At 35.9% G+C, this 25,448-nt stretch carries 21 protein-coding genes; 7 read left to right on the top strand and 14 right to left on the bottom strand.

Going from position 1 to position 25,448, the window contains the following annotated elements:
• Positions 1-937 precede the first annotated feature (937 nt).
• Positions 938-2,071 carry a DegT/DnrJ/EryC1/StrS family aminotransferase gene (locus tag OXU93_RS01685; RefSeq protein ID WP_267384109.1) on the top strand — a complete coding sequence of 378 codons (1,134 nt, stop codon included), beginning with the start codon at positions 938-940 and terminating at the stop codon, positions 2,069-2,071.
• A gap of 533 nt (positions 2,072-2,604) precedes the next feature.
• Here OXU93_RS01685 and OXU93_RS01680 read toward each other — a convergent pair.
• Positions 2,605-3,273 (bottom strand): diacylglycerol/polyprenol kinase family protein, encoded by a 669-nt coding sequence (locus OXU93_RS01680; RefSeq protein ID WP_267384739.1) that lies wholly within the window; start codon positions 3,271-3,273, stop codon positions 2,605-2,607.
• Between the two features lie 124 nt (positions 3,274-3,397).
• Between OXU93_RS01680 and crtD the strand changes: the two genes are divergently transcribed.
• Positions 3,398-4,903, top strand: a complete 1,506-nt coding sequence (gene crtD, locus OXU93_RS01675; protein WP_267384108.1) for a C-3',4' desaturase CrtD — start codon at positions 3,398-3,400, stop codon at positions 4,901-4,903.
• A gap of 100 nt (positions 4,904-5,003) precedes the next feature.
• Here the strand turns inward: crtD and OXU93_RS01670 are convergent, their stop codons facing one another.
• On the bottom strand, positions 5,004-5,774 hold the full coding sequence (locus OXU93_RS01670; protein ID WP_267384107.1) for a response regulator transcription factor: 771 nt from the start codon (positions 5,772-5,774) through the stop codon (positions 5,004-5,006).
• A gap of 286 nt (positions 5,775-6,060) precedes the next feature.
• On the opposite strand from OXU93_RS01670, the gene OXU93_RS01665 reads away from it, so the two are divergent.
• Positions 6,061-6,306: a DUF6761 family protein gene (locus tag OXU93_RS01665; RefSeq protein ID WP_267384106.1), complete on the top strand. Its 246-nt coding sequence runs from the start codon at positions 6,061-6,063 to the stop codon at positions 6,304-6,306.
• Between the two features lie 65 nt (positions 6,307-6,371).
• On the opposite strand, the gene grxD is transcribed toward OXU93_RS01665, so the two are convergent.
• The 3 genes from grxD to cobN all read right to left on the bottom strand — a co-directional run bounded on the left by grxD (position 6,372) and on the right by cobN (position 11,108).
• Positions 6,372-6,695 (bottom strand): Grx4 family monothiol glutaredoxin, encoded by a 324-nt coding sequence (grxD, locus tag OXU93_RS01660; protein WP_267384102.1) that lies wholly within the window; start codon positions 6,693-6,695, stop codon positions 6,372-6,374.
• A gap of 123 nt (positions 6,696-6,818) precedes the next feature.
• Entirely contained in the window at positions 6,819-7,079 is a 261-nt protein-coding gene (locus OXU93_RS01655) for a BolA family protein (RefSeq protein WP_267384101.1), read from the bottom strand.
• 255 nt (positions 7,080-7,334) lie between these two features.
• Entirely contained in the window at positions 7,335-11,108 is a 3,774-nt protein-coding gene (gene cobN / locus OXU93_RS01650; RefSeq protein ID WP_267384100.1) for a cobaltochelatase subunit CobN, read from the bottom strand.
• Between the two features lie 110 nt (positions 11,109-11,218).
• On the opposite strand from cobN, the gene OXU93_RS01645 reads away from it, so the two are divergent.
• The 3 genes from OXU93_RS01645 to OXU93_RS01635 all read left to right on the top strand — a co-directional run bounded on the left by OXU93_RS01645 (position 11,219) and on the right by OXU93_RS01635 (position 15,050).
• Positions 11,219-13,504: an ATP-binding protein gene (locus OXU93_RS01645; protein WP_267384099.1), complete on the top strand. Its 2,286-nt coding sequence runs from the start codon at positions 11,219-11,221 to the stop codon at positions 13,502-13,504.
• 280 nt (positions 13,505-13,784) lie between these two features.
• Entirely contained in the window at positions 13,785-14,456 is a 672-nt protein-coding gene (locus tag OXU93_RS01640; protein WP_267384097.1) for an N-acetylmannosamine-6-phosphate 2-epimerase, read from the top strand.
• A gap of 27 nt (positions 14,457-14,483) precedes the next feature.
• Complete coding sequence (locus tag OXU93_RS01635) at positions 14,484-15,050, top strand: RDD family protein (protein ID WP_267384095.1); 567 nt, start codon at positions 14,484-14,486, stop codon at positions 15,048-15,050.
• Positions 15,051-15,156: 106 nt separating this feature from the next.
• Here the strand turns inward: OXU93_RS01635 and OXU93_RS01630 are convergent, their stop codons facing one another.
• The 6 genes from OXU93_RS01630 to rseP form a co-directional block, all read right to left on the bottom strand.
• Positions 15,157-15,645 carry a protein jag gene (locus tag OXU93_RS01630; RefSeq protein ID WP_267384094.1) on the bottom strand — a complete coding sequence of 163 codons (489 nt, stop codon included), beginning with the start codon at positions 15,643-15,645 and terminating at the stop codon, positions 15,157-15,159.
• 34 nt (positions 15,646-15,679) lie between these two features.
• Positions 15,680-16,813 carry a membrane protein insertase YidC gene (gene yidC, locus OXU93_RS01625; protein ID WP_267384093.1) on the bottom strand — a complete coding sequence of 378 codons (1,134 nt, stop codon included), beginning with the start codon at positions 16,811-16,813 and terminating at the stop codon, positions 15,680-15,682.
• A gap of 400 nt (positions 16,814-17,213) precedes the next feature.
• Positions 17,214-17,594, bottom strand: a complete 381-nt coding sequence (rnpA, locus tag OXU93_RS01620) for a ribonuclease P protein component (protein WP_267384092.1) — start codon at positions 17,592-17,594, stop codon at positions 17,214-17,216.
• Between the two features lie 93 nt (positions 17,595-17,687).
• Positions 17,688-17,825: a 50S ribosomal protein L34 gene (gene rpmH, locus OXU93_RS01615; protein ID WP_267384091.1), complete on the bottom strand. Its 138-nt coding sequence runs from the start codon at positions 17,823-17,825 to the stop codon at positions 17,688-17,690.
• Positions 17,826-18,195: 370 nt separating this feature from the next.
• A complete protein-coding gene (gene nth, locus OXU93_RS01610; RefSeq protein WP_267384090.1) occupies positions 18,196-18,852 on the bottom strand; it encodes an endonuclease III in 657 nt (218 codons plus the stop codon).
• Between the two features lie 41 nt (positions 18,853-18,893).
• Positions 18,894-19,952 (bottom strand): RIP metalloprotease RseP, encoded by a 1,059-nt coding sequence (gene rseP, locus OXU93_RS01605; RefSeq protein ID WP_267384089.1) that lies wholly within the window; start codon positions 19,950-19,952, stop codon positions 18,894-18,896.
• Positions 19,953-20,933: 981 nt separating this feature from the next.
• Between rseP and hypE the strand changes: the two genes are divergently transcribed.
• Entirely contained in the window at positions 20,934-21,980 is a 1,047-nt protein-coding gene (gene hypE / locus OXU93_RS01600; RefSeq protein WP_267384088.1) for a hydrogenase expression/formation protein HypE, read from the top strand.
• An 80-nt stretch (positions 21,981-22,060) separates the two neighbouring features.
• Here the strand turns inward: hypE and OXU93_RS01595 are convergent, their stop codons facing one another.
• The 3 genes from OXU93_RS01595 to OXU93_RS01585 all read right to left on the bottom strand — a co-directional run bounded on the left by OXU93_RS01595 (position 22,061) and on the right by OXU93_RS01585 (position 24,853).
• Positions 22,061-22,468: a hypothetical protein gene (locus OXU93_RS01595; protein WP_267384087.1), complete on the bottom strand. Its 408-nt coding sequence runs from the start codon at positions 22,466-22,468 to the stop codon at positions 22,061-22,063.
• A 290-nt stretch (positions 22,469-22,758) separates the two neighbouring features.
• Positions 22,759-23,460, bottom strand: a complete 702-nt coding sequence (locus tag OXU93_RS01590) for a helix-turn-helix domain-containing protein (protein WP_267384086.1) — start codon at positions 23,458-23,460, stop codon at positions 22,759-22,761.
• Between the two features lie 352 nt (positions 23,461-23,812).
• Positions 23,813-24,853, bottom strand: a complete 1,041-nt coding sequence (locus OXU93_RS01585) for a hypothetical protein (RefSeq protein WP_267384084.1) — start codon at positions 24,851-24,853, stop codon at positions 23,813-23,815.
• Between the last annotated feature and the right edge of the window lie 595 nt (positions 24,854-25,448).

The raw sequence follows: 25,448 nt of genomic DNA, 5'->3' as shown, positions 1-25,448 counted from the left end.
GTATTTGATTTAAGCTTCAAATAAAATAGCTATCTATCAAAAAAAATAATTATTGCTTAAAAAGCATAAGCTTACCTAGTGATTTTCTTCTTATGGTAGAGTAATAAATACACATCATAGCCAACTTGTCCCAGTATTTTTTCAGGCAAGTACTTGTTTATTATAGAACAATCTAAAAAGACTGTTTTTTAAATTATTTAATATAATAATAATGTTTTAAAAGTATTTTTTTGGTTTATTAGTCAATAGCTTAATACTACCTATTTCTTCCTGATGTTAAAAAATGACTAATCAAAACTATAATTTACTTGAATACCACTGTGTCAGTGTTAGTTTACATAATCAAATTATAAATATATCATTAGAGTACAATTTTAAGTTTTTTATGCCTTTATATATCCAAAAAATTTTTCTACAGAAGAATAGTAGAATGAATCGTCTGTGTCAGCTACTTCAAAAAAACATATTTGTCCATATCAAAACTTAAGAGATTATATCTTAACTCATATCTCTATTAAAGTAAAATGGTGGACAGGTTAAATTTTATAATAAAAAACTACACATGCAAACTCAATGAAAGGACAGTAAAAGTTTATTGTAATTATTCAATAATTTGGAAAAAAGTCAAACGATAGATTTAACGTAAAATCCTAGTCCTTCCAAGTTTAGTTTAATAATTCATTAGTTGATTTTTTATAAAATTCTATTTTGGCTAAATTTTAATAACTCCATAAAAAATTTTTTATGACACTGAAAGTTTTAGTCTTACAGCTTAATTGTCTTCTTCCATTATATCTTCTATCTTTAGTTAGAGATAGAAGATATAATGGAGTCTTTTGAGAAGTTAAAACTCTTCTTTATTTTCCCGTATACTTCGTTTCCAATCCTTAAGTTTAGGTTTAAAATCAACTGAATTAGTGTGATTTCTACTATTAACATGACAAAACAACCCATTAAGCCTTTTTATTTCGATATTACAGAAGAGGAAATTGAGTTCTTTGCTGAACAAGCCAAAATAATTCTTAAATCTGGCAAACTAATCTTAGGGGAGAATACCTTAGAATTTGAAAAAGCCTTTGCTGAATATATAGGAACAAAATATGCGATCGCTGTTAATAGTGGTTCTTCAGGATTAGAAATCCTCCTACGCCTTAAAAAAGCTGAGAACACGACCGTATTAGTCCCCACCAATACTAATTTCGCTACTATCGCTGCTGTTCTTCGTATAGGGGGGCAGGTTCAATACCTTGATATGGACGAGAGAACCTTTTCCCCATCTCTAAAAATGGTACAAAAAGCTGTGAGTAAAGTGACAACTCCTAAAATTTCTGGGATACTTTGGGTGCATATTGGTGGAGTTATTTCTCCAGAGTTTCCTTCTATTATCGAATATTGTCATCAAAATGGGCTTTTTGTACTTGAAGATACAGCTCACGCTCATGGAAGTCAAATTAATGGAATAAAGGCAGGAAATTTAGGAGATGGTGCGGCATTTTCGTTTTTTCCTACGAAAGTAATGACAACCTTTGAAGGCGGAATGATTACCCTCAATGACGAGAAAGAAAATTATATTGCACGATCACTACGAAATCAGGGGAAACGGGGGATGGACTTTGGAGGATTACATACAGATTTTGGCAATAGTACCCGTATGACAGAAATTAACGCTGTTTTAGGTCTAATTCACCTAGCTAGGTTACCACAAATGTTAGCTAGACGGCAAAAGTCCTATCAGTTAATTACTGCCCCTTTACGAGAAGCGGGACTCAAATTTGTGTCTACAGATCACATGGATAATGCAAGTCAATATAAATTAATTGTTCATGTTCCTGATGGAAAAACAGCCCAGAATATTAAAGCTGCATTGGCTGAAGAAAATATATTTTTAGGGGGAACCGTTTACGAAATTCCCTGTCATCTACAACCAGTTTTTCAAGGAATATGTAGCGGACAGAGTTTTCCTAACGCTGAATATTGGTGTCCTAAACATATTTGTCCCCCGTTAACATCAGGAATGACAGAAAAAGAAGCTGAAATCGTAGGGAAAGCCTTAGTTAAACAGTTAATTTAGCATATTAAAGCTAATCTAGGTAGGATGGGTTATGGTGCGGATAAAAGTATTAATTTCCACAAAAATTATTCCTAACCCACCTCATTAAAATTATAGTTGACCTTTTAAGCAATAAACATTTTTCTTCTATATTTAGATATACCCTGAGCATCAGCTCACACATCTAAAATAAATTATTTTAAGTCTCTTCTATTACCGCGATTATTATCATTAGTGAGTTCTTTATCTGTCGGTATTACGATTTATATTACTTCTACCATAAAAGCAAGCCTCTATTTTTGAACAGAAGCGTTAGTTTTTTATATAGAAAGCAAACAAGTGGTTAACAAAACTTACTAAGTCTTAAATTTATACAAAATCTGCTTAACATTAATTGAATTTTATGCCAAATACTTTTAACCATAGGCAACTTGTTATCTGCACAAGCAATTAGTCGCCTACTACTATTTTTTACAACTATTGTAGTCTTGATTTTTGACGTTAATTATTTAGAATAGTTATCTAATTTTTTATATCGTAATTCAGACTAGAACTCACGTTAAATAAAAAGTAACAATGGCACTACCTAAAGGAACTGTTAAGTTATCGATTCCCCATTTAGAAAATACTTCTAATCCTGCCGCTATACTAGAGACTAGTACAGAAGTTATCAGGATTAAGTTAATAGACTCACCTGTAATAAATAAAATAACACTGGTAATTAAAAAGCTTATGCACATTACCGTTATTGAACCTTCCAAACTTTTTTTTGTACCAAAAATTTGATAAGAATGTCTACCAAATCTTGTTCCAATAACTGCCGCCATTCCATCCCCCCAGGCCATTATTAAAATGCCAATAGTAGTGTATTGAGGTTTATTTATAGTCCAAAACCAATGGGTTAAAATGCCGATACTTACAGCGTAAAAGAAAGTTCCCAAACTTTTACGTCTCACACTATTAATGCTAGGAAGAATAGGAAAAAAATAGGAAATCAACGCGATAAAACTAGCAATCAATGAGGCACTTAACAATACCCATGTCGGTAGCTTAAACCACCAAGCTATTAAAATTATATTACCAGAACTGATATGAACGATTTTGCGAGTAAACTCCGCATCATAGTTTGTTAAATGATTTATTCCTTCAGCTAGACTGATTATAGCTCCTAAATAAATCATAATTAAGCTTAGAGGATACCAAACAGATAAAAGAGGTTCCAATGTGTGGAGTACTTTGGACAAAGACCTAAAACGAATTCAACATTTCAACTCATTGTAGTTGCTGATGGGATGAAGACGCTACAATAATTAAGAAATAGTATTAAAAAATGTAAATTCAGCAACCATGCCACACTCCATTATTGTTATTGGTGCCGGAATTGGAGGATTAACTGCAGGGGCACTGCTAGCCCGTCGGGGTTATGATGTCACTATTTATGAACAGGCAAGGGTTCCTGGAGGGTGCGCATCCACTTTTAAACGACAGGGATTTAGCTTTGATGTGGGGGCAACTCAAGTAGCAGGGTTAGAACCTGGAGGTGTTCATCAACGAGTTTTTGCTGAATTGGGTATAAATCTCCCTACCGCTACTCCGTGCGATCCGGCTTGTGCTGTGTTTTTACCGCATGAAACTGAGCCAATTCAAGTATGGCGAGATTCCAAGAGATGGCAATTAGAAAGACAAAGACAATTTCCAGGGAGTGAACCTTTTTGGCAATTAATGGCTGAATTATTTCGTGCTAGTTGGAACTTTCAAGGACGGGAGCCAGTGTTACCTCCCCGCAACATTTGGGATTTCTGGCAGTTAATTTCTGCACTGCGGTTAGACACTCTTATCACTGTTCCCTTCGCTTTAATGACAGTGGGGGACGCTTTACGGTTGTATGGGTTAGGCAATGATCAACGTCTTAAGAGCTTTCTAGACTTACAATTAAAACTTTACTCCCAGGTTAACGCTGATGAAACTGCTTTGTTATATGCAGCTACTGTCTTAGCGGTTTCTCAAGCGCCACAAGGTTTGTATCATCTTCATGGCAGCATGCAAGTGTTAAGCAATTGTCTAGTAGAAGCATTGGAAAAATATGGAGGAAAACTGAAACTTGGTTACAGTATCGAAAACATTCATTCTCAGAATAATCGCGTTGAACAGGTCACTATCCGACATCAGAAAACAAGAGAAACTTCGATAGAAACTGCTGATCATTTCGTTGCTAATGTTACGATTCAAAACCTAATTAAATTATTAGATCCCCCCCCGTCCCTCTTTTGGGGACTTTATCGCAACCGTGTGGATAAACTACCTAGATCATCAGGGGCATTTGTAGTTTATTTAGGGGTTGATCGTCAGGCTATTCCAGATGGCTGCCCCCCCCATTTACAATTTCTTTATGAGAATAATCAACCCATTAGTGAAAATAACTCTTTGTTTATTTCGGTCAGTGAACCAGGGGATGGGCGCGCCCCTAAGGGAAAAGCTACTATCATTGCTTCGTCCTTTACTGATCCCCAAATTTGGTTCCATCAAGCCCCGGAAGCCTATCAGGCTTTAAAACAAAAATACACTTCAGACGCGATTGCCCGTTTAAGTTCCTATTTTCATCTTACTTCAGATACTCTTATTTACCAAGAAGCCGCAACGCCTTACACATTTGCTCGATTTACCGCTAGAGATAAAGGTATTGTTGGGGGGATTGGTCAACGTGTTTCTACCTTTGGTCCTTTTGGCATCGCCACCCGAACTCCATTGAAGAATCTTTGGTTAGTGGGAGATTCTACTCATCCAGGGGAAGGAACCGCAGGAGTTAGCTATTCAGCTTTAACCGTTGTCCGGCAAATCAGTATAAGTCAGTGATTACTTGTAATGAAGTGTTAGTCTACAAGAAAAGTTAAAGAAAAAAGTTTGTCTTCTGCCTTATTTTGTTAAAAGATTTATTGGGTAAGTGAGGATTAGCTTAATTAGAATTTGTAAGGCTATGACTATGGAGATTCACTTGCGTGTTAATTGGTGTTTCTACAGGTGACATTAATGGGGTATCGTAAAGTATCTCCAGATTAAATCGATAGCCGACGTTACGAACTGTTTGAATCAAACTGGGTTGTCGAGGGTCGGTTTCAATTTTCTTTCTTAGAGAAAGAACATGAGTATCAATTGTTCTCGGGTTATCAATAGCTTCAGGCCAAGCTCGTTGCAGCAGTTCTGAACGACTTAAAGGATTTCCTTCTGCCTGAGCTAGAACATATAATAGACTGAATTCCTGCGGAGTTAGGTCAACAAAATCTCCTCGGTACTGGACTCGACGCTGAACTAAATCAATTTTTAAATCCCCATAGTCGAGATACAAAGGAGCAGAAGCCACCCTCAAACGCCTCATTAAAGCTTCAACCCGTGCCATAAATTCTTGCATACCAAAAGGCTTGGTCAGGTAATCATCGGCTCCAGAGTTAAGTCCTTTAACAATATCCTTTTCACTAGTACGAGCAGATAGAATCAAAACAAGAGACTGTCGCTGATTATGTAACCATTGACATAATTCCAGTCCATTTCCATCAGGCAAATCGGAGTCAAGAATAACTAAGGACGGCAAGCGATGAGCAAAAGCATTACGAGATTGTTGGAGATTTGCGCATTGCTTAGGCATGTAACCCGCTTGCTGCAAGTGCCAACCCAAAAGTGATCTCAGATGAGGATTTCCCTCAACGATAGCAATATAAATCAGACTCACCTTAGTTTTGGTTACCTATAAAATAAACACCATTAGGCTAACAGAGCTAATGTCAAGAATATGTAACATTTGCTACGACATTTTTATTCTGTCTTAAGAAAATCTTAAGAATTGTCCAAGGTGTTTTTTTGTTTCGGAACATATATTTAATTAATAACAAAGTTTAAAAAACAAAGCAGTTACAATAGAATCAACGATAAATCGAAGAAGGTTCTTAATAACATGCTGATGGTTCTTTCTCCGGTATTTTCTAAATTTCTATAAACTCTCTTTATGTTGTTTCTTTATGCTTCAAGACACTCAAACGATTCGTTTTTATCAAAAGCTAACTGACAGTATGACAGAATTGTGGCATCGAGGCCGCAGCTTTGACGAAATACAATCTTATATGGACGGATATTTAGCCTGTCTCCGTCATTCCAATGGACTCGAAGCTCACTTAGTGTACCGTTTGGAAGAAGAAGCGTGGCGTTTTCTACGTGATCCTTCTAACTTTGAGGCTTCACTGCAAACCAAACCTGGTTACTATTAATGCTACAAATCAAAAACTAAGGGGAAAGAAAAATTTATAATAGCCTCTTCCCCCTTTAGTGTAATTTAAGAAGATAAGGCCAGTTCAACCATTCGTTGCAACTCACCATTCTGATACATTTCAATTAAAATATCACAACCACCAATAAATTCCCCATTGATATAAACTTGAGGAATAGTCGGCCAATTGGAGTACTCTTTAATTCCTTGGCGAATGTCATGGTCTGCTAAAACATCAACCGTCTCATAAGAAACTCCTAAGGTATTGAGAATTTGAACAACATTGTTAGAAAATCCACACTGAGGCATCAACTTAGCTCCCTTCATAAAAACTAAGATTTTGTGGTTGTTGACTAACTGATCAATACGATTCTTAAGTTCTGGTGTCATAAACGCTCCAAAAATAAATAACAAAATTTGATGGTGAGGGTATATATGATAAATCAATCAATGATGAGATGAATTAATGAAAGTTAACCCTAATTATTGTTTATTCACGCCTTAGACTCTAAGTTAGAGAGCTGACTGTGTCATTTCCCAAGTTTGAGGGGTATAAGTTCTTAAAGCTAAGGCGTGAATAGCCTCTGAGTCTAAGGCCTCTTGGAGGGCACTGTATACTAATTGATGTTGTCTGACTCTGGTTTTTCCTTCAAATTCAGCCGAAACAACCAAGGCCTCTAAATGATCACCTCCCCCTTTTATATCTTTAACTACTACTTGAGCATCGGGAAGTCGCCTTTTAATCATAGCTTCAACTTGTTTGAGTCCAATCATTGAGGATTCCTTAAAGATTATTTATTACCAACACTATCATTATAGTGACTTAATTCTTGCTGTTTAATATCTAGTTGAATGTTATTTATTTTTGAGCAATAGATTCAGAACACTAACGAGAAAACGATTTCATGATTATTGCTCTCCTATAAACTATCAAAATGAACTGACTGGTTTGTAAGGTTGTGATCATTAAGGATAATGTCCTAGATTTAAGCCTAAGAGTTGAGAAAATTTTTAAAATTGTAATTGTTTTTAGATTTGTTCAATTGCTCCTTCTGCATAATGGACAAGATCTCGTAATTTTTTTAAAGTTTCTATTTCAACTGTCTGCCATAATCCCCGTAAATTTGCTTCTAGCAATCTTTCAGCCATATCCCTTAAAACCCAAGGATTTTTTTGATAAATAAACTGTTGAACCGTCTCATTTAATAGATAAGCTTGGGCAATCCCTTCATACATAAAATCTTCCACACACCTAGTCGTAGCATCATAAGCAAATAAATAGTCAACTGTCGCTGCCATTTCAAATGCTCCTTTATAACCATGACGCATCACGCCAGTAATCCATTTAGGATTAATAACACGGGAACGGTAAACTCTAGCTATTTCTTCTTTTAATGACCTAACTCTAGGATTAGATGGGATAGAATTGTCTCCAAAGTACATTTCAGGATTTTTATTAGTTAATGATCTGACAGTAACAGTTAATCCCCCTTGAAATTGATAGTAATCATCAGAGTCTAATAAATCATGTTCCCGATTATCTTGATTATGTAAGACAATCTGCAACTGTTTTAAGCGTTTTTCAAATACCTCTGGAACCCCATGACCGATACCATTCTTATCATAACCATAGCAACTCCAATTCAAATATGCTTTCGCTAAATCTGCATCGTTTTCCCAATTTTGAGCTTCGATTAATCCTTGTAACCCGGCCCCATATGCTCCAGGCTTTGAGCTAAATATTCGATATTGAGCTTTGAGTCTGGCCCTATCCTTTGTAAACCCCTTATTCTCCCAAAAAACTGTATCTTCTTTAACTTGAGAAGCTAATGGATTGATTTCTTTTTCTTCTTTTAATTTTGATACATCTTCTATCGCACTGTACATTAATTGTAGCAAGTTTGGAAAACTATCTCTAAAAAAGCCCGATACCCGAATTGTTACATCAACACGTGGTCGTCTTAACACTGATGGACTGACGATTTCATATCCTACAACCCGACGAGATAACCCATCCCAAATTGGTTGAACGCCTAACAAAGCAAACACTTGCGCTACATCATCTCCTCCAGTTCGCATAGTGGAAGTTCCCCAGATAGAAATTGCTAAATTCTGAGGATATTTTCCATTTTCTTGAGTATATCGCTCAATTACTGTTTCTGCAGCTTTTTTCCCTACATTGTAAGCAGTTTCAGTAGGAATAGCACGGATATCGACCGAGTAGAAGTTACGACCGGTGGGGAGAACGTCTGGTCGTCCTCTGGTAGGCGCGCCAGCAGCTCCACTAGGAACGTATTCGCCATTAAGTCCTTTAAGGAGATTAGTAATTTCTTGAGGAGTTTGGTAAAGAGATGGCAGAAGATAGGTTTGTATCCATTGAAGTTCGGTTTTTGTCGTGTTAAGGGAATAAGAAATAGACGTTTGTGGAGTACAAATAAGAGATTCAATGATTTCACTCGCGTAGGCTTCTATAACCTCTGTCGCTTGTCCAGTAGTACGACATTGTTTTAGTTGCAGGCACAGATGCGGAGGTGCAGAAGAAGAAAAAGATGGAGGATGAAATGGGGTTACGGGGGGAGTAGTTAGGGGGGAGAAATTGAGCTCTAAATCCTGAGCGATTGCAGTAGTTAATCCTAAACGATCAAGATTAGGAAAACGGGCAATGGCTAAAGCTAACTCTTTGAGTTGAGGGCGTTGGGGACATTTCCCAAAAATGTGTAGACCGTCTCTAATCTGGGCTTCCTTTAGTTCACATAAATAGCCATCAGCAAGTGTTAGAAATTGGTTTAAATTGTTGGTGGTTAACTCAATGCCTAGATCTCGATTGAGGTTAGTTTCGTTAATTAGTTGAGTGATGCGATCGCTAATAATTTTTAGGCGAGATGGATCGAGGGTTTGAGCTTCATAATATTCATCAATTAAGGTTTCAAGTTTTTCTAAGTCTCCATAGAGTTCAGCACGTGTTAAGGGGGGGGTTAAATGATCTAAAATAACAGCCTGGGAACGACGTTTTGCCTGAGAGCCTTCTCCTGGATCATTAACGATAAATGGATAAAAGTTAGGGAGCGTTCCTAGCGTTATTTCAGGATAGCAATTAGCAGAAAGAGCTAGACTCTTTCCGGGCAGCCATTCTAGATTACCATGTTTGCCAAAATGAATAACGGCTGAGGCATTAAAATGATGTCTTAACCAATGATAATAGGCTAAATAATGAGGTGTAGGTTCTAAGTCGGGAGCATGGTAATTTAAACTGGGGTCTAAATCGTATCCTCTCGAAGGTTGAATGCCAACAAAAATATTGCCTAATTGAATACCAGAAATATGAAAGGATAGGACAGATTGTGATTGATAAAGAGTTTTCCAACGATGTTCGATTTGAGTTTGAATCGAATGGGGCAGGGTTTGAAAATAAGCATAGTAGTCTGCTTGAGAAAGAGATTGATAAATAGGCCTTAAGGCTTTTCCCTCAGGATCGTTAGTAATTCCAGTAGTTAACCATTCAATTAATTCATCCCCTGTCTCTGGTATATCTGTAATCTGATATCCAGATTTTTTTAATGCTTTCAAAGTTTCAATGCAACTTGCCGGGGTATCTAACCCCACCCCGTTGGCAATCCTACCATCTTTGTTGGGATAATTAGCGAGAATTAAGGCAATTTTTCTTTCAGCGACAGGAGTGGTTTTTAATCGAACCCAATTCTGAGTTAAGTCAGCAACAAAATCAACACGATCACTGACAGGTTGATAAACCACAACATTGGTTTCTAAGTCTTTATTCCAGGCTTGAACCGATTTGAAAGAAACTGCACGGGTTATGATTCTACCATCCACTTCAGGAAGAGCAACATTCATCGCAACGTCGCGGGGGTTTAGTCCTTGATAACTCGATTGCCACTGTTCAAAAGTCCCCCCACTTAAAATCACCTGTAAGACAGGAAGATTTAAATTTTTCCAGAGATTTAAATTATCAATATTTCCTACGTCAGAGTTGATTTTAGCTAAAGAGAAGCTGGTAGTATTCAGAATTAACTGAATTGGGTTGTTTTCAAATTGTTTAAAAAAGTTAATTAGTTTTCCTTGAACCTCCACATCTCGTAAAGAGGAAATGAAAATTGGCCAAGGATTTAAACCTCTCTCTACTAAAAATTGACAAAGATTATCAATAACCAGTAAATTGCCCGCCAAATAATTAGAACGATAAAAAAACAAGGCAACATTAGGATAAGAATCAAGAGAAGTTTTATCTGAAAACGGCCAAGGGTATAAACCGAACTTAGGGACTGGTTGGGGGGAAGGAGGGTGATAGGATGTTTTTTGAAAAATATCACAGATGAATTTTAAAGCATTTACCCAATTTTCTATGCCTCCTTCAGTTAAATATCCCCATAATTGATTACTTTGACTTAAAGAAACTGTAGAATGACTCATTAAATCGAGATCAGGGTGATCGTCACCTGGTAGAATGAAAAGGCGGATTTTTAGAGAAATCGCTATTTCTTTAACAACTTCTAATCCATAAGACCAATAGGAGCGACCACCTAACAGTCGTACAACAATAACTTCAGCTTGAGATAATATAGTGTCAGCATAGTTATCAATGCTTAGTTGTTGTTGTAACTGTAGAAGGTTAACAGCCCGTACTGCGGGAAAATTAGTTGGTAAATGCTGAATAGCACAGGCTAAGGTTTGAATGTCTGTATCGGCTGCACTAAGAAAAATAATTGGAGCTGGGTTTTGTTCAATAAAGATCACACCTTCGTTATTAGGATTCCAGCCCCCTGGTGTAGCAGCAATTCGATGCATTGAAACTCCTTATCTTTAAAAATTATTAGGTTTCAGGTATGGCATAGGGAATTAGGTAGATCCTAGATCAAGGGTTTTACCTACGTTGTCTCTAACTGTCTCCAAGATTAATGACTTGTTCTCAAGACTCCATGTTACGCCGAACCCTATCCGTTAGAGTGTTCGAGGAACTAGGTTCTCTCTGGCGACAACTTGCAAAAATGGAGGAAATAAATGGAACATTAATTACACAGGAGATGATCCTAGCAGAAATTCTTAATCCTGACAGTAGTTTAGCTAAAGAACATTTTTCTTTATTACTATCTTCTGAATTGAATCTTTTATTGCGAGGAACCTTTGATACCAGCACCTTACGTTATAAGGCAAGTATCATTTGGGATAAACAAATAATTGCAGAGTTTATTAACAATCTCAAACAAAATATCGCCCCCTCATTTATTTTATGGGAACTCCTAACTCAATTTCCTTTGAGTCAACAGATTTCATCAAGTTTCATAGAAAAAATTTTCATCACTCAATTATTCAATATTTTGTCCCCAGATTCTATCAGTGATTCTCAAGAAAATAATCTATATCCTGGATCTTATAAGCTGGAAGATACTATACGGCAGCAAATCGCTCAGAAAAAATTTTTAAATCAAATTATTACTCAAATCAATCAAAATTTGGACTTATCCAGTATTCTGGAAACAGCGGTTAGAGAACTCAGAAGTTTTCTTCAAGTTGATCGTTCAATTATTTATAAATTTGGTTATGGCAAATACGATCATTTGTCAGATATTAAATCTAATCAAAATTGGGGATGTGTCACCTATGAATCTAAACTTTCTCCTAAGATTCCCTCTCTTTTAAATGTTACTGCTGAAGATAATTGTTTTTTCTACATTCTTGGTTATCAGGAAAAATCTCGTCGAGACTCTATTCTAGCGATAGAAGATACAGAACAAACATGCAATTCATCATTTTGCTTAACAAAATTTTTTGAAAAATATTGGATAAAGTCTGAATTAATTGCCCCTATTATTGTTGAAGAAACACTTTGGGGATTACTAATTACTCATCAATGTTTTGAAAAAAGGAAGTGGTTTGATAGTGAAAAAAACTTTTTGGAACAAATTGGAGAGTATTTAGCTATTGCTATTTATCAAGCTCAATTATATAGCCAAGTTCAAGAACAAAAGAAGACTTTTGAACAGCGAGTTATTGAAAGGACAAAAGAACTTCGAGATGCTTTATTAGCCTCCCAAGCAGCAAACCACTCTAAAAGTGAATTTTTAGGAAATATGAGCCATGAATTACGGACTCCCTTAACATGCATTATTGGATTGTCAGGAACATTATTGCATTGGTCAGGAGAAAATAAATCGTTCCCTTTAAACAAACAGAGACAATACCTTCAGACCATTCAAGACAGTGGAAAACATTTGCTAGGAATAATTAACGAAATACTAGAATTTTCTAAGCTAGAAGCTAGTAAATATGTTTTATCTATCCAAGAATTCGATTTAGAAAACGTAGCTCAAATCGTATATCAAGAATTTAGAAAAGAAGCTAATCAAAGGACTATTAAATTAATATTAGAATTTAAAATAGAAGGACAAAAAGAAAATAAATTTTTTGCTGATCCTGAAAGACTACGACAGATTCTCTACCATTTGTTAAACAATGCATTAAAGTTTACAGCAGAAGGAGGAACGGTTACCTTAAGGATTTGGCGAGAGGGAAATCAAGGAATTTTTCAAGTTGAAGATACGGGAATTGGAATTGCTGAAAATAAGATTACTCTTCTGTTCGAATCATTTCAACAGTTGGAAACATCTCGACAGCGCACTTATGGAGGAACTGGACTAGGTTTAGCCTTGACTAAACAATTAGTCGAACTTCATGGGGGAACAATTGAGGTAGAATCTATCCTAGAAAAAGGATCAATCTTCACAGTTAGGCTACCTAATCAACCCCAACTTAAATCATCTGGAAATTTGAAGCGTGACCAATTATTTTTTAAAGGTAATAGAAGTATTGTTTTGATTGAAAGCAATGAAGAAATTGCCACGTTGGTAGGAGAATTATTAACGGCAGCTAATTATCAATTTATTTGGTTGATTGACAGTGCTACTGCAGTTAAGACTATTGAGCTTTTGGAGCCAACGGCTGTTATTTTAGATCAAGATTTGACCGATGCCTATCAAATTAGCGATACTTTGAAACAGTTATCCAATACTAAATCCATCAAAGTATTATTATTGAGCCATCAAATATCCTCAACAGATTGGACAGATATTTCTCAAAGGGGAATTGATGATTATCTCTTAAAACCTATTCAACCTAATCTTTTATTAAAAAGAATTAATGCTTTGATGTCTACTGAGGATAATGAGGAAGATGAATCAATATAAATTGATCTTCTTCTCTAAGATACTTTACAATTATCTGGTAACTATTTTGATTTGTTAAGAAAACATATAAAAAATATAGTATTTTTTCTTATTTATAAATTAGTTAAGTATTACTAATTAATCTTATTTTTTGCCATTCAATCATGAATTATCTATTGATTTTTTGTAAACTAGTTATTAAAGATAAGCTATTTTTACATGATAAAAAACCTGATTAAAGTAGAAATAATTAAGTGTGCTAACTGAGATAAGTCTAAAGATAATTACACTAATACAAACTATGAAAATTCCGCAATCTAGTCTTATTGTCTCCTGTCAGTCTCCTATAGATTCTCCCCTACATAACCCGGAAATTATAGCAGCCATAGCTAAGGCTTCGATCAATCAAGGAGCAAAAGGTATTAGGGTTGATACTCCATCTCATATTAAAGCCGTTCGAAAACTATTGCCCAATATCCCCATTATTGGTTTGTGGAAACGCTATTATCAAGGGTATGATGTTTACATCACCCCTTGTTTTTCTGACGCGGCAGAAATTGCTAATGCAGGGGCTGATATTATTGCTATTGACGCAACTAGCCGAAACCGTCCCCAAGGGGAAAGCATGATGAATTTAATTCAGCAAATTCATCAAGAATTAGGAACATTGGTGATGGCTGACGTAGACACAATAGAAAATGCACTCGCCTCTAGTCAAGCTGGGGCAGACTATATAGGCACTACACTTTATGGATATACTAAAGAGACAGAAAATTTCTTCCCTCCTGGATATTCTTTACTACAAGAAATGATTAGGCAATTAGATATTCCTATCATTTGTGAAGGAGGAATCAGCAATCCTCAAGACGCGAAACAAGCTTTAGAATATGGAGCTCATAGTGTTGTTGTAGGGACAGCCATCACAGGAATAGATTTAAAAGTTAAAGCCTTTAATTCTGTTTTTATTAATTAGACGTTAATTTTTGACTAATTTTAGATCATGTATTCTGATCATGAATCAGCTATCTATCGAAGATTTCCTAAAGTTCCTCTTGATCGTAGGACTTATGCTTTTGTCTTAGACTTTATGAGCATCTGGTTTATCAGCTCATTTTTCAGAGGTATTTTACAAGGACTTATTTTTGTTATTTGTTGGCTAACATCACGGGTTATTTTAACAGAAAAAAATCAGGGACAAAGTTTAGGAAGTTGGGCGTTTGATATAAAAGTGATTGATGTCCAGTTTAGTAAAATTCCAGGGCTAGTTAAATTAGCCAAACGAGAAGGTATTATAGTCCTTGTAGCGTTATTGGCAACAATTGGACTAAAGATGAGTTTTCACAACGGTTTATCAATGTTGTTATTAATAATGCCTTTATTAGTGGACTGTGGAATAGCTCTTGGAGATCAGAATTTAAATCAAGCATTTCATGATCGTATTGCCGGTACTATTGTGGTACAAACCTATCGAGGATTTTCTTTAGATTTAAGGTTAAAAAAGCTTCAGCTTATTGTTAGAGACAAAATTAACAATTTTCGATGGAGGAGTAAGTCTAGGGAAGATTGACAATTGAAAATAGAAAATATAGCAGCAGACAAATATGTTAAAAAACAAAGTCCGCTTTTGCGGACTAATGAATCTATAAGAATTATTACTTTAACTAAAGAACAGCTTATCGAGGTTTGATCACTAATCTTCTATCAGGTTCTTGTCCACGACTTTCTGTTTCCATATCTTCCATATCCTTCAACAAATTGTGAATTTGACGACGTTCTGCTGATGAGAGAGGAGGCATTTCTACCTCCTCTTTCGTCCGCCGTACTTGCTGAATAACTCTATGTACCCAGGCTGCAAGTTCCTCCTGACGCTTGAGACGATAGCCATCGAGTTCAACCGTGTATCTCTGTCGTTCTCCTAGTTCCACACTCAAATTAATGAAGATGTTGGCTAAATATTGAATCGCATCTATTCCCGCCCCTTGTTCCCTTAAAAGGATATCAGTTTGCTGGGGGGTCAGCTGAGTTTTATCAATCGTCAGCCAGGATTCGGAGGAATCATCAGAATGACTGTTCTGATCTTGAATTTTAACTTGTGCTTCCAACCCCATTAACATCAATAAGGTTTCGAGCCAAATCTTACCTGAGTGGACTTTTCGCTCCATCTTGACAACTTGTAACCTATCGTTAACTAGCAAATTAAGACGTTTTCTTTTTAGATTTTTTTTTCTCAAAAGGGAGAGCTTCTTGGATTTTTTCGGCCTTTTCTTGCTCTGCAACCAACTTTTGTAGGTTTTCTGGTAGGGGTTCTCGCATCAAAATAACTGTTTGTAGGGTCTGAAAAACATTAGCCACAACAATATACATTAACACCCCTGCCGGGAGAGGAAAAAAGAGAAACATTCCACTAAAAATTACGGGGGTAATTTTATTGACTGCCTGTTGCTGTTGTGCCCCTCCGCCGGAAGAACCCGATAATTCTTGATTTAGATAAATACTAACACCAAAGAATAAAACCATGGCTAGGATATCCAAGTTGATAGTTCCATCATCCCCCATAACACCAACTCTTCCCAATGCTTCAATAAACAAGAAACCGGTTTTAGCAGCAATTCCTGGAATAGTAGCTTTTATAGTTACCTCCCCAGGAGCCAAGGCCTCTATAGTTCCGTCCTCGTTTATTTCAACTCGTTCTGAGCCTTTTGTAACTTCAAAAGTCGGTTCAATGCTACTTTCAGGGGTTTCAGCAACTAATTTTATGAGAGACTGACCTTCAGTCGTTTGAAATTGAACCTTGGTTTTTTCCCCAACTGCTAATTTAGTACCTCCAGGTAATAAGGCCGTAATCGGGTAATGAAGACCATCGCTAATATAGATATTACTAGGTTTCGTCGTAAAAGGTTGAGGTACAACACGTTCAATTGTTTCGCTAGGGAGAATTTGAAGATCAACTGTATAGTTAATATCGGCAAAGGGCGAGCCCCGTAAAGTAGCAAATAAAGCAAAGAGAATAGGCATTTGGAGCAACAGAGGTAAACAACCCGCTAAAGGATTACCAAACTCCTGCATCACCTTCCCCATTTCTTCCTGTTGTCTCGCAGGATCGTCTTTATAGCGTCGCTGAATTTCTTCTTGTCGCTCTTTCATTAGGGGCTGAGTAATCTTCATTTTTCGCATATTGCGAATTTGCCCCGCACTCAAAGGGTACAGTCCAAAGCGAATTACTAGGGTTAAGGCAATAATCGCAAAACCGTAGCTAGGCACAATCCCGTAGAAGAAATCTAGGATTGGCAGCATAATGTTTGTGGAAATAAATCCGACACCAAAGTCCATTCGTCTTAATCCAAGCGGTCTCGCTGTAGGGTGATCTGTAGTTTACTTTACCGAATATTGGTAATAAAGGAAGAGGTCAAGGGTCCTCTGACCTAGTTTAGTTTTAAAATCTATCTGCAGATAATTGCTTTAACAAGGGGTTGTGTCTTATGTCATGACATATAATCATAAACCTAATGGGAGTAAAGAACTACCTCCAACTTCAGACGACCTTGTGTAACAAGAATGTCGGTGTAACTGTATCTTATCCAACCTTCTTTGACCAAAATCTGATAATTTGTCATGTAGTAACTCAATCAAACTTCCCCAATCACAGCCCCAACTGTTAAAGTTAGGCAAATAATTGTAAATCCTATATAAGACACCAAAGATTGAGTTCCGAATATAAGGACTTTTTTTATCAAAAGCATTCTTTCGTATGTCCATAGAAGATATTAGACTTCACTAACAACTGCTTTAATTCTCGCAAAAAATGTTCATAATTGCACTCGTTTCGATTATGCAGCACCGTAATCACTACTTTTAACCCGGGGATAATCATAGGAAGTAAAGAGCGAATTGCTGCTTTAATCTGTCGTTTTAGACGGTTGCGAACTACCGCTTTTTTACTGATTTTTTGGCTAATAGAAATGCCAAACTGAGTTGGGAACGGATTCTTAGTTTGATGATCTCCTGATAGCACCCGCATCAAAAAATGAGAACTTTTATAATATTGGCCCCGTTTATAAACAGCTTGAAAGTCTTTGGTTTTCTTTAGCCGATGGACTTTAGGTAATCCCACTATGTTATCTGGTTAAAACTGACTTACACAAAAACCAATGACGTTTAATTAAAATTAAACGCCGAACACTTTTTTGTATTAAAGTGACAAGGGTTAAACAGATAATCGATATCGTCCTTTTTTTCTTCTAGATTGAATCACATTACGACCGTTTTGAGTTCGCATCCGTACACGAAAGCCTGATTTTCTCTTTTGCTTTCGATTGGTTCCCCCTAGGGTACGCTGAGTCACAAATTTACTCCTCCGACAACGCTACCGTTTACTTGACGCCTTAAAATATACAATCTCCCATGTTACCCCTAAACACTGGATAAGTAAAGTCTCAATAAGTAGTATTTATAAACGGTAAAAACTATAATCGGCTTAATTACCTAACAAATGATGTAGAACGGTAACTTTTAGCTACCTAAATAATTACTTACTTCATTTACCTATGAAATGATCAATATCTTTGAGAGAAGAACTTTTCTTGTATTTGTAATGGTTGGCAATAATTCGTTATCCTTTTGATTGATTTAGACCATTTACAGCAAAACTAAAATAATAATCATTTACTACAATATTTTTGAAAATTGGGCATTGATTTATGGCATGCTCCAGTCTATCTATCTACAACAGAAGGACATAAATGGGATAATTTGCAATTATAACAATTTGGTTTTCTAGCATTACAAGTAGCCCGACCATGATAAATAATGCGAATCGAAAAGTTTTCCCAATCAGACTGAGGTAATATCTTCATTAAATCTCTTTCTATTTTCACAGGATTAGTCTCTGTCGTTAGTCCTAAACGTCTACTTAAACGCTTAACATGAGTGTCTACTGTTACTCCCTGATTAATGCCAAACCCGTGTGCTAATACCACATTTGCAGTTTTACGAGCAACTCCTGGTAGGCTCAGTAACTTTTCCATTGTTTGAGGAACTTTTCCATCAAATTCTTTAACTATTTTCTGACAGGAACTCTGAATATTTTTAGCTTTATTTCTAAAAAATCCCGTGGGACGGATCAATGCTTCTAATTCTTCTCTATTTGCTTGGGCTAAAGATAATGCATCAGGAAATTTTAAAAATAAATTGGGAGTAACTTTATTAACTCTTTCATCAGTACATTGTGCCGACAACATTGTAGCGACCAAGAGCTGCACAGGGGAACCATAAACCAAGCTACAAGCTGCATTAGGATAAAGCTGTCTCAGAATATCTAATAGCACTGATGCCCGCTGTTTGTTATTTATTCCTTTGTACTGAATACTCATATTCCTATCTAAAAAATTATGATTTTTTGTTAGAATAACTTTTAGAAAAAGGCTAAGTTAACAGTATCACGAACAACAAGAAATAACCCTAAACTAAGGAGTAACACTAACCCTGTTTGTGTGATCCATTCTTGCAATTTATTAGGTAAGGGTTTTCCTCGTAGTCCTTCCACCATTAAAAGTAGTAATTGTCCGCCATCAAGAGCAGGTAGGGGTAAAATATTGATAATAGCTAAATTAACACTAATTAGAGCACCGAATTGGAAGAGATTTCCCACATTGTTTTGGGCAATACTAGCACCGTACTCTACAATTTTGACTGGACCTGCTATCTGTTTGGCATTTTCTTGAAAATTACTCACAAGTTGCCAAAATCCTTTAGCGGTTAGAGTAACTAAATCTTGAAAGGCATCTGCACCGTAAGCAAATGCATTAATAGGTCCTTGAGACTTTTTCAAGTGTATATTAGGAACTAATCCTACCCCTATTTTACCTTGACCTTGGTCATTAGATTTTGGGGTAATAGTAACAGACAAAATATCGCCATTCCGTTCGACCGTGAAATTAAGAGGTTGATCAGGGGAGTTTTGGATTTTTTCGATAAAGAAATCAGTTGCTTCGGGGAAGTTATCTAAGGGGGTATTATTAACTGCAAGGATAATGTCTCCTGATTTTATTCCCGCTTCCATTGCCGAGGATGCTGGTTCAATAGTAGGAATAGCTAGTCCAGGTTGAATATCTTGGATACCAACAGTAGCGACTTGCGCTACTAGAAGAAAATAAGCCAAAACAAGGTTAGCGATCACCCCTGCACTGACGACAATAGCTCGCTCAAATACGGGACGATTACGAAGTAAATCTGGATCATCTAAGAGGATCTCCCCATCTAGATCATCATCGGGAAATCCTACATATCCTCCCAAAGGAAAAGCACGAATAGCGTATTCGGTTTCAGTCCCTTGATACTTGATTAGACTTGGGCCAAAACCAATCGAAAAGCTGTTAACTTTGATTCCTTGAAATCTTGCGGCGGCAAAATGACCTAATTCGTGAACGACAATTAATAAAGCTAAAACTGCAATCGCTGCCAATACTGACATGGTCTTTAGACTAAACGGATAATATTAACTTTTTTTATTGTAGTGTACTTGGTGTGGTCGAGAACACTCTTCCAAAAGGAACAATGAGACTAGAGAGAACAAAGTGTAGTACTATGAGCAAATATGGGGATTAATACATCCTCTATGAAATAGTTTTTAAGATATTTATTTATTCATAGTTAAATACTTTTATTTTAAAAAACTATTCATGGATCATATCTTTTATAAGATACTTTATTTTTAATGATTTACAGCAATATAATTTGTTCATAGTGATTAATGTTCTACTTAAAAAGTACATTGATACAATGCTACTTATTGATATCCAACTACGGCACAATTTAAAAAGGTACTGGGTTTAGAGAAAAACAAAAAACTGTGGTTTGCTATCTATGAGTACTACTAGTATAGCTAATAGAAAAAATATCTTTTTATAGGTAGCTTTTAAAAGTAATATTTTTACAAATTTTAACCACCTTGATTTTGTGCAACAGTCTAGTACATTAATTTTATTTCAATATTCATATTCGACTATTAGAGCCTTTTATTGTCAATAATGTTTACATTGTTTGTATATAATTTATTATTATGGCTTACTAGCTATTTTAAAAGTATTTGTAGCTATTTTAAGTAGGTAATTAATTTTTGCTTGTTATGTTATTTTTATCCTGTTTAAATTATTTATTAACATGGGTATTAACCATAAAATATATAGTAAATAATAACGAATATTTTATTAATTTTTTATTACTTTTGTATAGTGCTATACTTAGACTGAATCTAATAAATTAGTAGCTAATAACTTGTAGGACTCTTATTACGACTCTATCCATTACAAGGCTATCACAGCCAGTCTAAAAGAGACTAATCAATTGAAAGTTAATTTTTCTGGTTTATTCTAGATAATAGTGTAAATTTACAACGTAATACGTTATATTTTGTCTTTTCCTTAATTGATAATTGTCGATTTTTCAAAAACTTATGACTGATTTTAACTTAACTTGCCCAATCCCCTTAGATCAATATCCTCAAGTATTACTTGCTCATGGAGGAGGGGGGAAATTGATGCAGCAATTGCTCGAAAAGATGATTTTTCCAGTTTTTAAGACAGCTGAAAATACTCTTCCACATGATTCTGCTGTTTTTAATTTAAACACTAATAAAATTGCTTTTACCACTGACTCCTACGTTATTAATCCTCTATTTTTTCCTGGGGGAGATATTGGCAGTTTGGCCATCAATGGAACTGTTAATGATTTAGCTATGAGTGGTGCACGTCCTCTTTATCTTAGTGTAGGATTTATTTTGGAAGAAGGACTGCCGATGGAAATTCTTTGGAATGTTGTTCAGTCTCTACAAAACTCGGCTCAAACTGCTCAAGTTCAGATTATCACTGGAGATACTAAAGTAGTTGATCGAGGGAAAGGAGACGGATTATTTATCAATACTGCAGGGGTTGGCATAATCGAACATGACCAGATAATCACAGCCCAAAGTGTTCAACCGGGAGATGCTATCTTAATTAATGGAGATTTAGGCCGCCATGGTATCTCCATTATGGCGGTACGAGAAGGACTAGAATTTGAGACAACCATTGAAAGTGACTGTGCTCCTCTAAATTCTGTTGTTTTAGCTATGTTAGAGGCCAACGTAAGTATTCATTGCCTACGGGATCTTACCCGCGGCGGTCTGTCCAGTGCCCTGAATGAAATTGCAATGAGTGCAGGGGTTATTTTTAATATTCAAGAAAATGCTATTCCGGTACGTGAGGATGTTCAAGGGGCGTGTGAAATACTAGGGTTTGATCCTCTCTATGTAGCTAACGAAGGTCGATTTGTAGCGTTCATTCCTCAAGATTCTGTAAATACTGCTATGGAAATCATGAGATTGCATCAGCAAAACCCTCACATTATTGGTCAAGTTACAGGAAGAGGAACAGGCATGGGTTTAGTGACTTTAGAAAGTAAGATTGGAGCTAGTCGTATTGTTGACATGTTGAGCGGGGAACAGTTGCCCAGAATTTGTTAAGAAACGAAGTATACGAGACGAACGAGCAGGGGCGCCTTAGACGAGTGTTAAGGTTCTACGATTATTCGCCCCAAGCCCTTCTACACATGTAAAACAGGAGATTCTTTTCTCTCTTCAGTTGCTATCTCAGCGGCTATTGCTGCCAGAGGAGGAACAGTCTTAGTAGAGTAGGAACTGCGTCTTTGTTTAGGGGGTCTACGAGAACTCTTCAAGGATGAGTTATCCATAGTAAAATTATAAGCTTTCCAGTTGCTTTCAGGACTCCACTGAGACTCGTCTGTCACGACTAAAACTGCCCCAGGAATCAGCAAATCACAAGCTGTTGCTTGAATACAAAACTGAGTCCAAGGAGAGCGCAAAAGAAAAATAGGAACTTGCTTCCCATTAGCACTACCACTAGCATAACCAATCAAAAAACGACCTTCTTCAATGAACGGTCTGAGTTGCGGATATTGTTCGAGGAGACGGAGGATTGCTTGGGAAGCCATAGATTAAGATCACTAGTTTAACTCAGGAGAGCGATCACAATGATGCTCACATTACTTCTTAACAATAAGGATAGAAAAATTTGCCCACCAAAGTTAGTATCAAATGTTACGTAACCAGCATTTTTTGCTTAAATGTTATGAAAGTATGACATAAATATCTTCTATTAAAATACAATTAACTATTAACTATTAACAATTAACTATTAACAATTAACTATTAACAATTAACTATTAACTATTAACTATGTTGATTACTTTTTATTGCAAGAATGCTAAATCATTAATACTGTTTAACTTGATGCTACCTTCTTAACTGGAGTAACTTTAGCCCTATACAGTATATTTTCCCCATGACGATAGCCAATATAACGAATAATGACAGTTTCTCCAGGTTCAACATCACCACTTCCTTCTAATAATTGATGACATAAAGGATCATAGGGGACTTTTTCTCCCGCTATTGCAATCGTTTCAACGTTCCATTTTTTAAGTAACTCAATGATGGGCTTAACTAAAGGTAATAATTTTACAGCAGAGAGTTGAGGATTTTTTTGGGCAACCATCGCTGCCGTCGGCCATTGTAAAAGCCAAGATTCTATAGCTTCTAAACTAGATTTTTGAAATTCTCTTTCCAGCGTTTCTTTGTGTTGATTTAATTGTCGTTGCAATTGTTTATATTCTTCTTTAACTTTCTCTAAGTCTGATAGATGAAGAGCTTTGGTTTCAAGTGGAGAATCTTCTAAAGATTCCAAGAAAGACTGATTTCCATCAAATTCACTTATTAACCGGTCAATGGGGACTTTTAACACTTTGGATAGCTTTAACAGATTCTCAATAGATATTTTAGGTAGCAAACCAACTAGGAGGCGATTTAACTGCCATTGAGAAACCCCAGAAATTTTTGTTAACTGACAAAAATTGGAGATCTGTGCTTGCTGCATGAGTTGCAACAACTTTTGATAATTAGTTTGATAAGTTGTTGATTGTTTCATAAAAAATTAAGAGTTATTAATAGACAACGTTTATTGTTTTACTACGCTAAATACTTTTCTACTAGATAAACCATTTTTTTGAATAATGACCATTTAGAGTTTACCCTAACTTTGTCTATGTGTCTTGTTTCTAGCCAACAGGTTACGACTCGCAACACATTGGGGACAAAAGTACTATTAGTTACAAGATTTATATTGGCAATTTACGGCATCAATGTAAATCTAGCTTTTTAGGTAAAAAAACTAGATTTAAAGCTCAATAAATAAATGCCAGAAAATTTAATTTTCAAGTCATATCCCAAATCAAAGACGTCAGTGCTATATACGCAACTCATTGAGAGAAACATAATGGTTAACCACTCTCATTGGTCATAACCCTCAAACGGACTATTTTTTCCCCTGCATCATCCAGTTGCACTTCAATAACTTCACTGTTTAAAGATTCTAGAGAAGTTAACATTGATCGCAAATTAGGATTACTTGCTCCTGTGTCAACATATAACCTATCAGCCAGACTTCCTACCCGTTTCCAAGTAGTATAAAGTTTAGCGACAGTTTGTTCAAGTTGGGTGGCTTGTGTAACCAGAGCAGCTGTTGTACTTAAACAATCCAACCTTAATGCCTCTTCTAAGGCCATTTCTAAGTCAATTGAGTGATTTTTAAGGGTTTGCACTTTGGAAGCTGCATCTAGATATTTTGCTAAATTTCGTGCCTCCGAAGTGAGAAGTTTAACAGTATCAACATCGGGGTTTTCGCTAACTTCCTTTTGAATCAAATCAATGTGTCCATCGGGTAACTTTTCCATCTCTTTAACTAGAGGTACCAAATTACAAGCAGGCAAAGTACCCTCAGAAGCTTTTTCTTTGACTGTATCTGGAAGTAATTCCGAACTCATAGCTGTCCATTGATCAGAGAGTTGTTTAACTTCCCGTCGGGTGATGTGGTCACCATTCTGGGCAGCTTCACTAATCAATTTTTGTACTTCAGGATCAGATTTAGCAGTTTCAACAAATGCCCGTTTACTAAAATTATTAATAGAGTTGAGATTTAGCTGTCCTTCTGCTAACAGAGCATCTGCACTATTAGCAAGTTGGATGAGAGCATAAGCTTGACTTTTAGTTATCTCTCTTTGTTTAAGCCAATTGAGGAACCCCGTTCCTCGCCCGTCTCCACCTTTTTTTTCACGATCGCGGATAGCCCGTAAAATACGTCCTCGCCAAATATCGGTTTGTAAGTCAAAGCGATCACAAACCTTCCAGACCGTATCTAGCTGTTGCCGAAAGTCTATCTCCTGAACGGCTTCGTCTTCAGGATCAGGGAGTTGAAAATTAAATTCTATAGGGGTTTCGAGGGCATCAATAATCTTATCAGTAGAAGGAGGAACGGCAGTCATATCGATTTCATGTGTTACTGATTCAGTTTTTTGTGAGTGGAATCATGATAACTTGGTTTTGGTTTTAGAGTCCCTCATCATATCATCTTATTTAAAAAATATTGGTATTTAATAAAATTGTTGACTAATTGTAATGTCAATCCGACCTTATTTAACAACACTATATATTATTTTTAATATCTAAGTAAAAATAATATATAGTGTACAGCCGTCTAAAGATGGTGACGACTAACAGTAAAGACTAAGCTTTTTTAGCATATTCACGATTAAGGATAGCGTATTTTATAAATAGTAAACATAAAATAGTTTATTCGAATACAAAAACATAACTCATTATTTAACTATTATTGACTGCAATAGTAATATAAATTACTAAAGTATTGGATATAATATATTTATTTTTTAAAAAATATGAGACAACTATAATTTATTTAGACCAATCCAAAACTATTTAACAGTAATCAAATATCTTAATAGTCAACATATTTATACTGTACTTAAGTGTAATTAAATTACACGTACAAGCATATTTTTTTATTTTAATCATTAATCACAACGAACTATTTTAGAGAAAACATCTAATGCATATATAACT

Source organism: Cyanobacterium sp. uoEpiScrs1 (assembly GCF_947331815.1).
GTDB lineage: Bacteria > Cyanobacteriota > Cyanobacteriia > Cyanobacteriales > Microcystaceae > Rippkaea.
The sequence above is the reverse complement of the archived record's forward strand: the minus strand, read 5'-3'. Positions and strand labels throughout refer to the sequence as shown.

What these genes read in the sequence shown, in the direction of transcription:
- OXU93_RS01685 (WP_267384109.1), top strand. Translation starts at nt 938, where the DNA reads ATGACAAAACAACCCATTAAGCCTTTTTATTTCGATATTACAGAAGAG.
- crtD (WP_267384108.1), top strand. Translation starts at nt 3,398, where the DNA reads ATGCCACACTCCATTATTGTTATTGGTGCCGGAATTGGAGGATTAACT.
- OXU93_RS01665 (WP_267384106.1), top strand. Translation starts at nt 6,061, where the DNA reads ATGCTTCAAGACACTCAAACGATTCGTTTTTATCAAAAGCTAACTGAC.
- grxD (WP_267384102.1), bottom strand. Translation starts at nt 6,695, where the DNA reads ATGACACCAGAACTTAAGAATCGTATTGATCAGTTAGTCAACAACCAC.
- OXU93_RS01655 (WP_267384101.1), bottom strand. Translation starts at nt 7,079, where the DNA reads ATGATTGGACTCAAACAAGTTGAAGCTATGATTAAAAGGCGACTTCCC.
- cobN (WP_267384100.1), bottom strand. Translation starts at nt 11,108, where the DNA reads ATGCATCGAATTGCTGCTACACCAGGGGGCTGGAATCCTAATAACGAA.
- OXU93_RS01645 (WP_267384099.1), top strand. Translation starts at nt 11,219, where the DNA reads ATGACTTGTTCTCAAGACTCCATGTTACGCCGAACCCTATCCGTTAGA.
- OXU93_RS01640 (WP_267384097.1), top strand. Translation starts at nt 13,785, where the DNA reads ATGAAAATTCCGCAATCTAGTCTTATTGTCTCCTGTCAGTCTCCTATA.
- OXU93_RS01635 (WP_267384095.1), top strand. Translation starts at nt 14,484, where the DNA reads ATGTATTCTGATCATGAATCAGCTATCTATCGAAGATTTCCTAAAGTT.
- OXU93_RS01630 (WP_267384094.1), bottom strand. Translation starts at nt 15,645, where the DNA reads ATGGAGCGAAAAGTCCACTCAGGTAAGATTTGGCTCGAAACCTTATTG.
- yidC (WP_267384093.1), bottom strand. Translation starts at nt 16,813, where the DNA reads ATGGACTTTGGTGTCGGATTTATTTCCACAAACATTATGCTGCCAATC.
- nth (WP_267384090.1), bottom strand. Translation starts at nt 18,852, where the DNA reads ATGAGTATTCAGTACAAAGGAATAAATAACAAACAGCGGGCATCAGTG.
- rseP (WP_267384089.1), bottom strand. Translation starts at nt 19,952, where the DNA reads ATGTCAGTATTGGCAGCGATTGCAGTTTTAGCTTTATTAATTGTCGTT.
- hypE (WP_267384088.1), top strand. Translation starts at nt 20,934, where the DNA reads ATGACTGATTTTAACTTAACTTGCCCAATCCCCTTAGATCAATATCCT.
- OXU93_RS01595 (WP_267384087.1), bottom strand. Translation starts at nt 22,468, where the DNA reads ATGGCTTCCCAAGCAATCCTCCGTCTCCTCGAACAATATCCGCAACTC.
- OXU93_RS01590 (WP_267384086.1), bottom strand. Translation starts at nt 23,460, where the DNA reads ATGAAACAATCAACAACTTATCAAACTAATTATCAAAAGTTGTTGCAA.
- OXU93_RS01585 (WP_267384084.1), bottom strand. Translation starts at nt 24,853, where the DNA reads ATGACTGCCGTTCCTCCTTCTACTGATAAGATTATTGATGCCCTCGAA.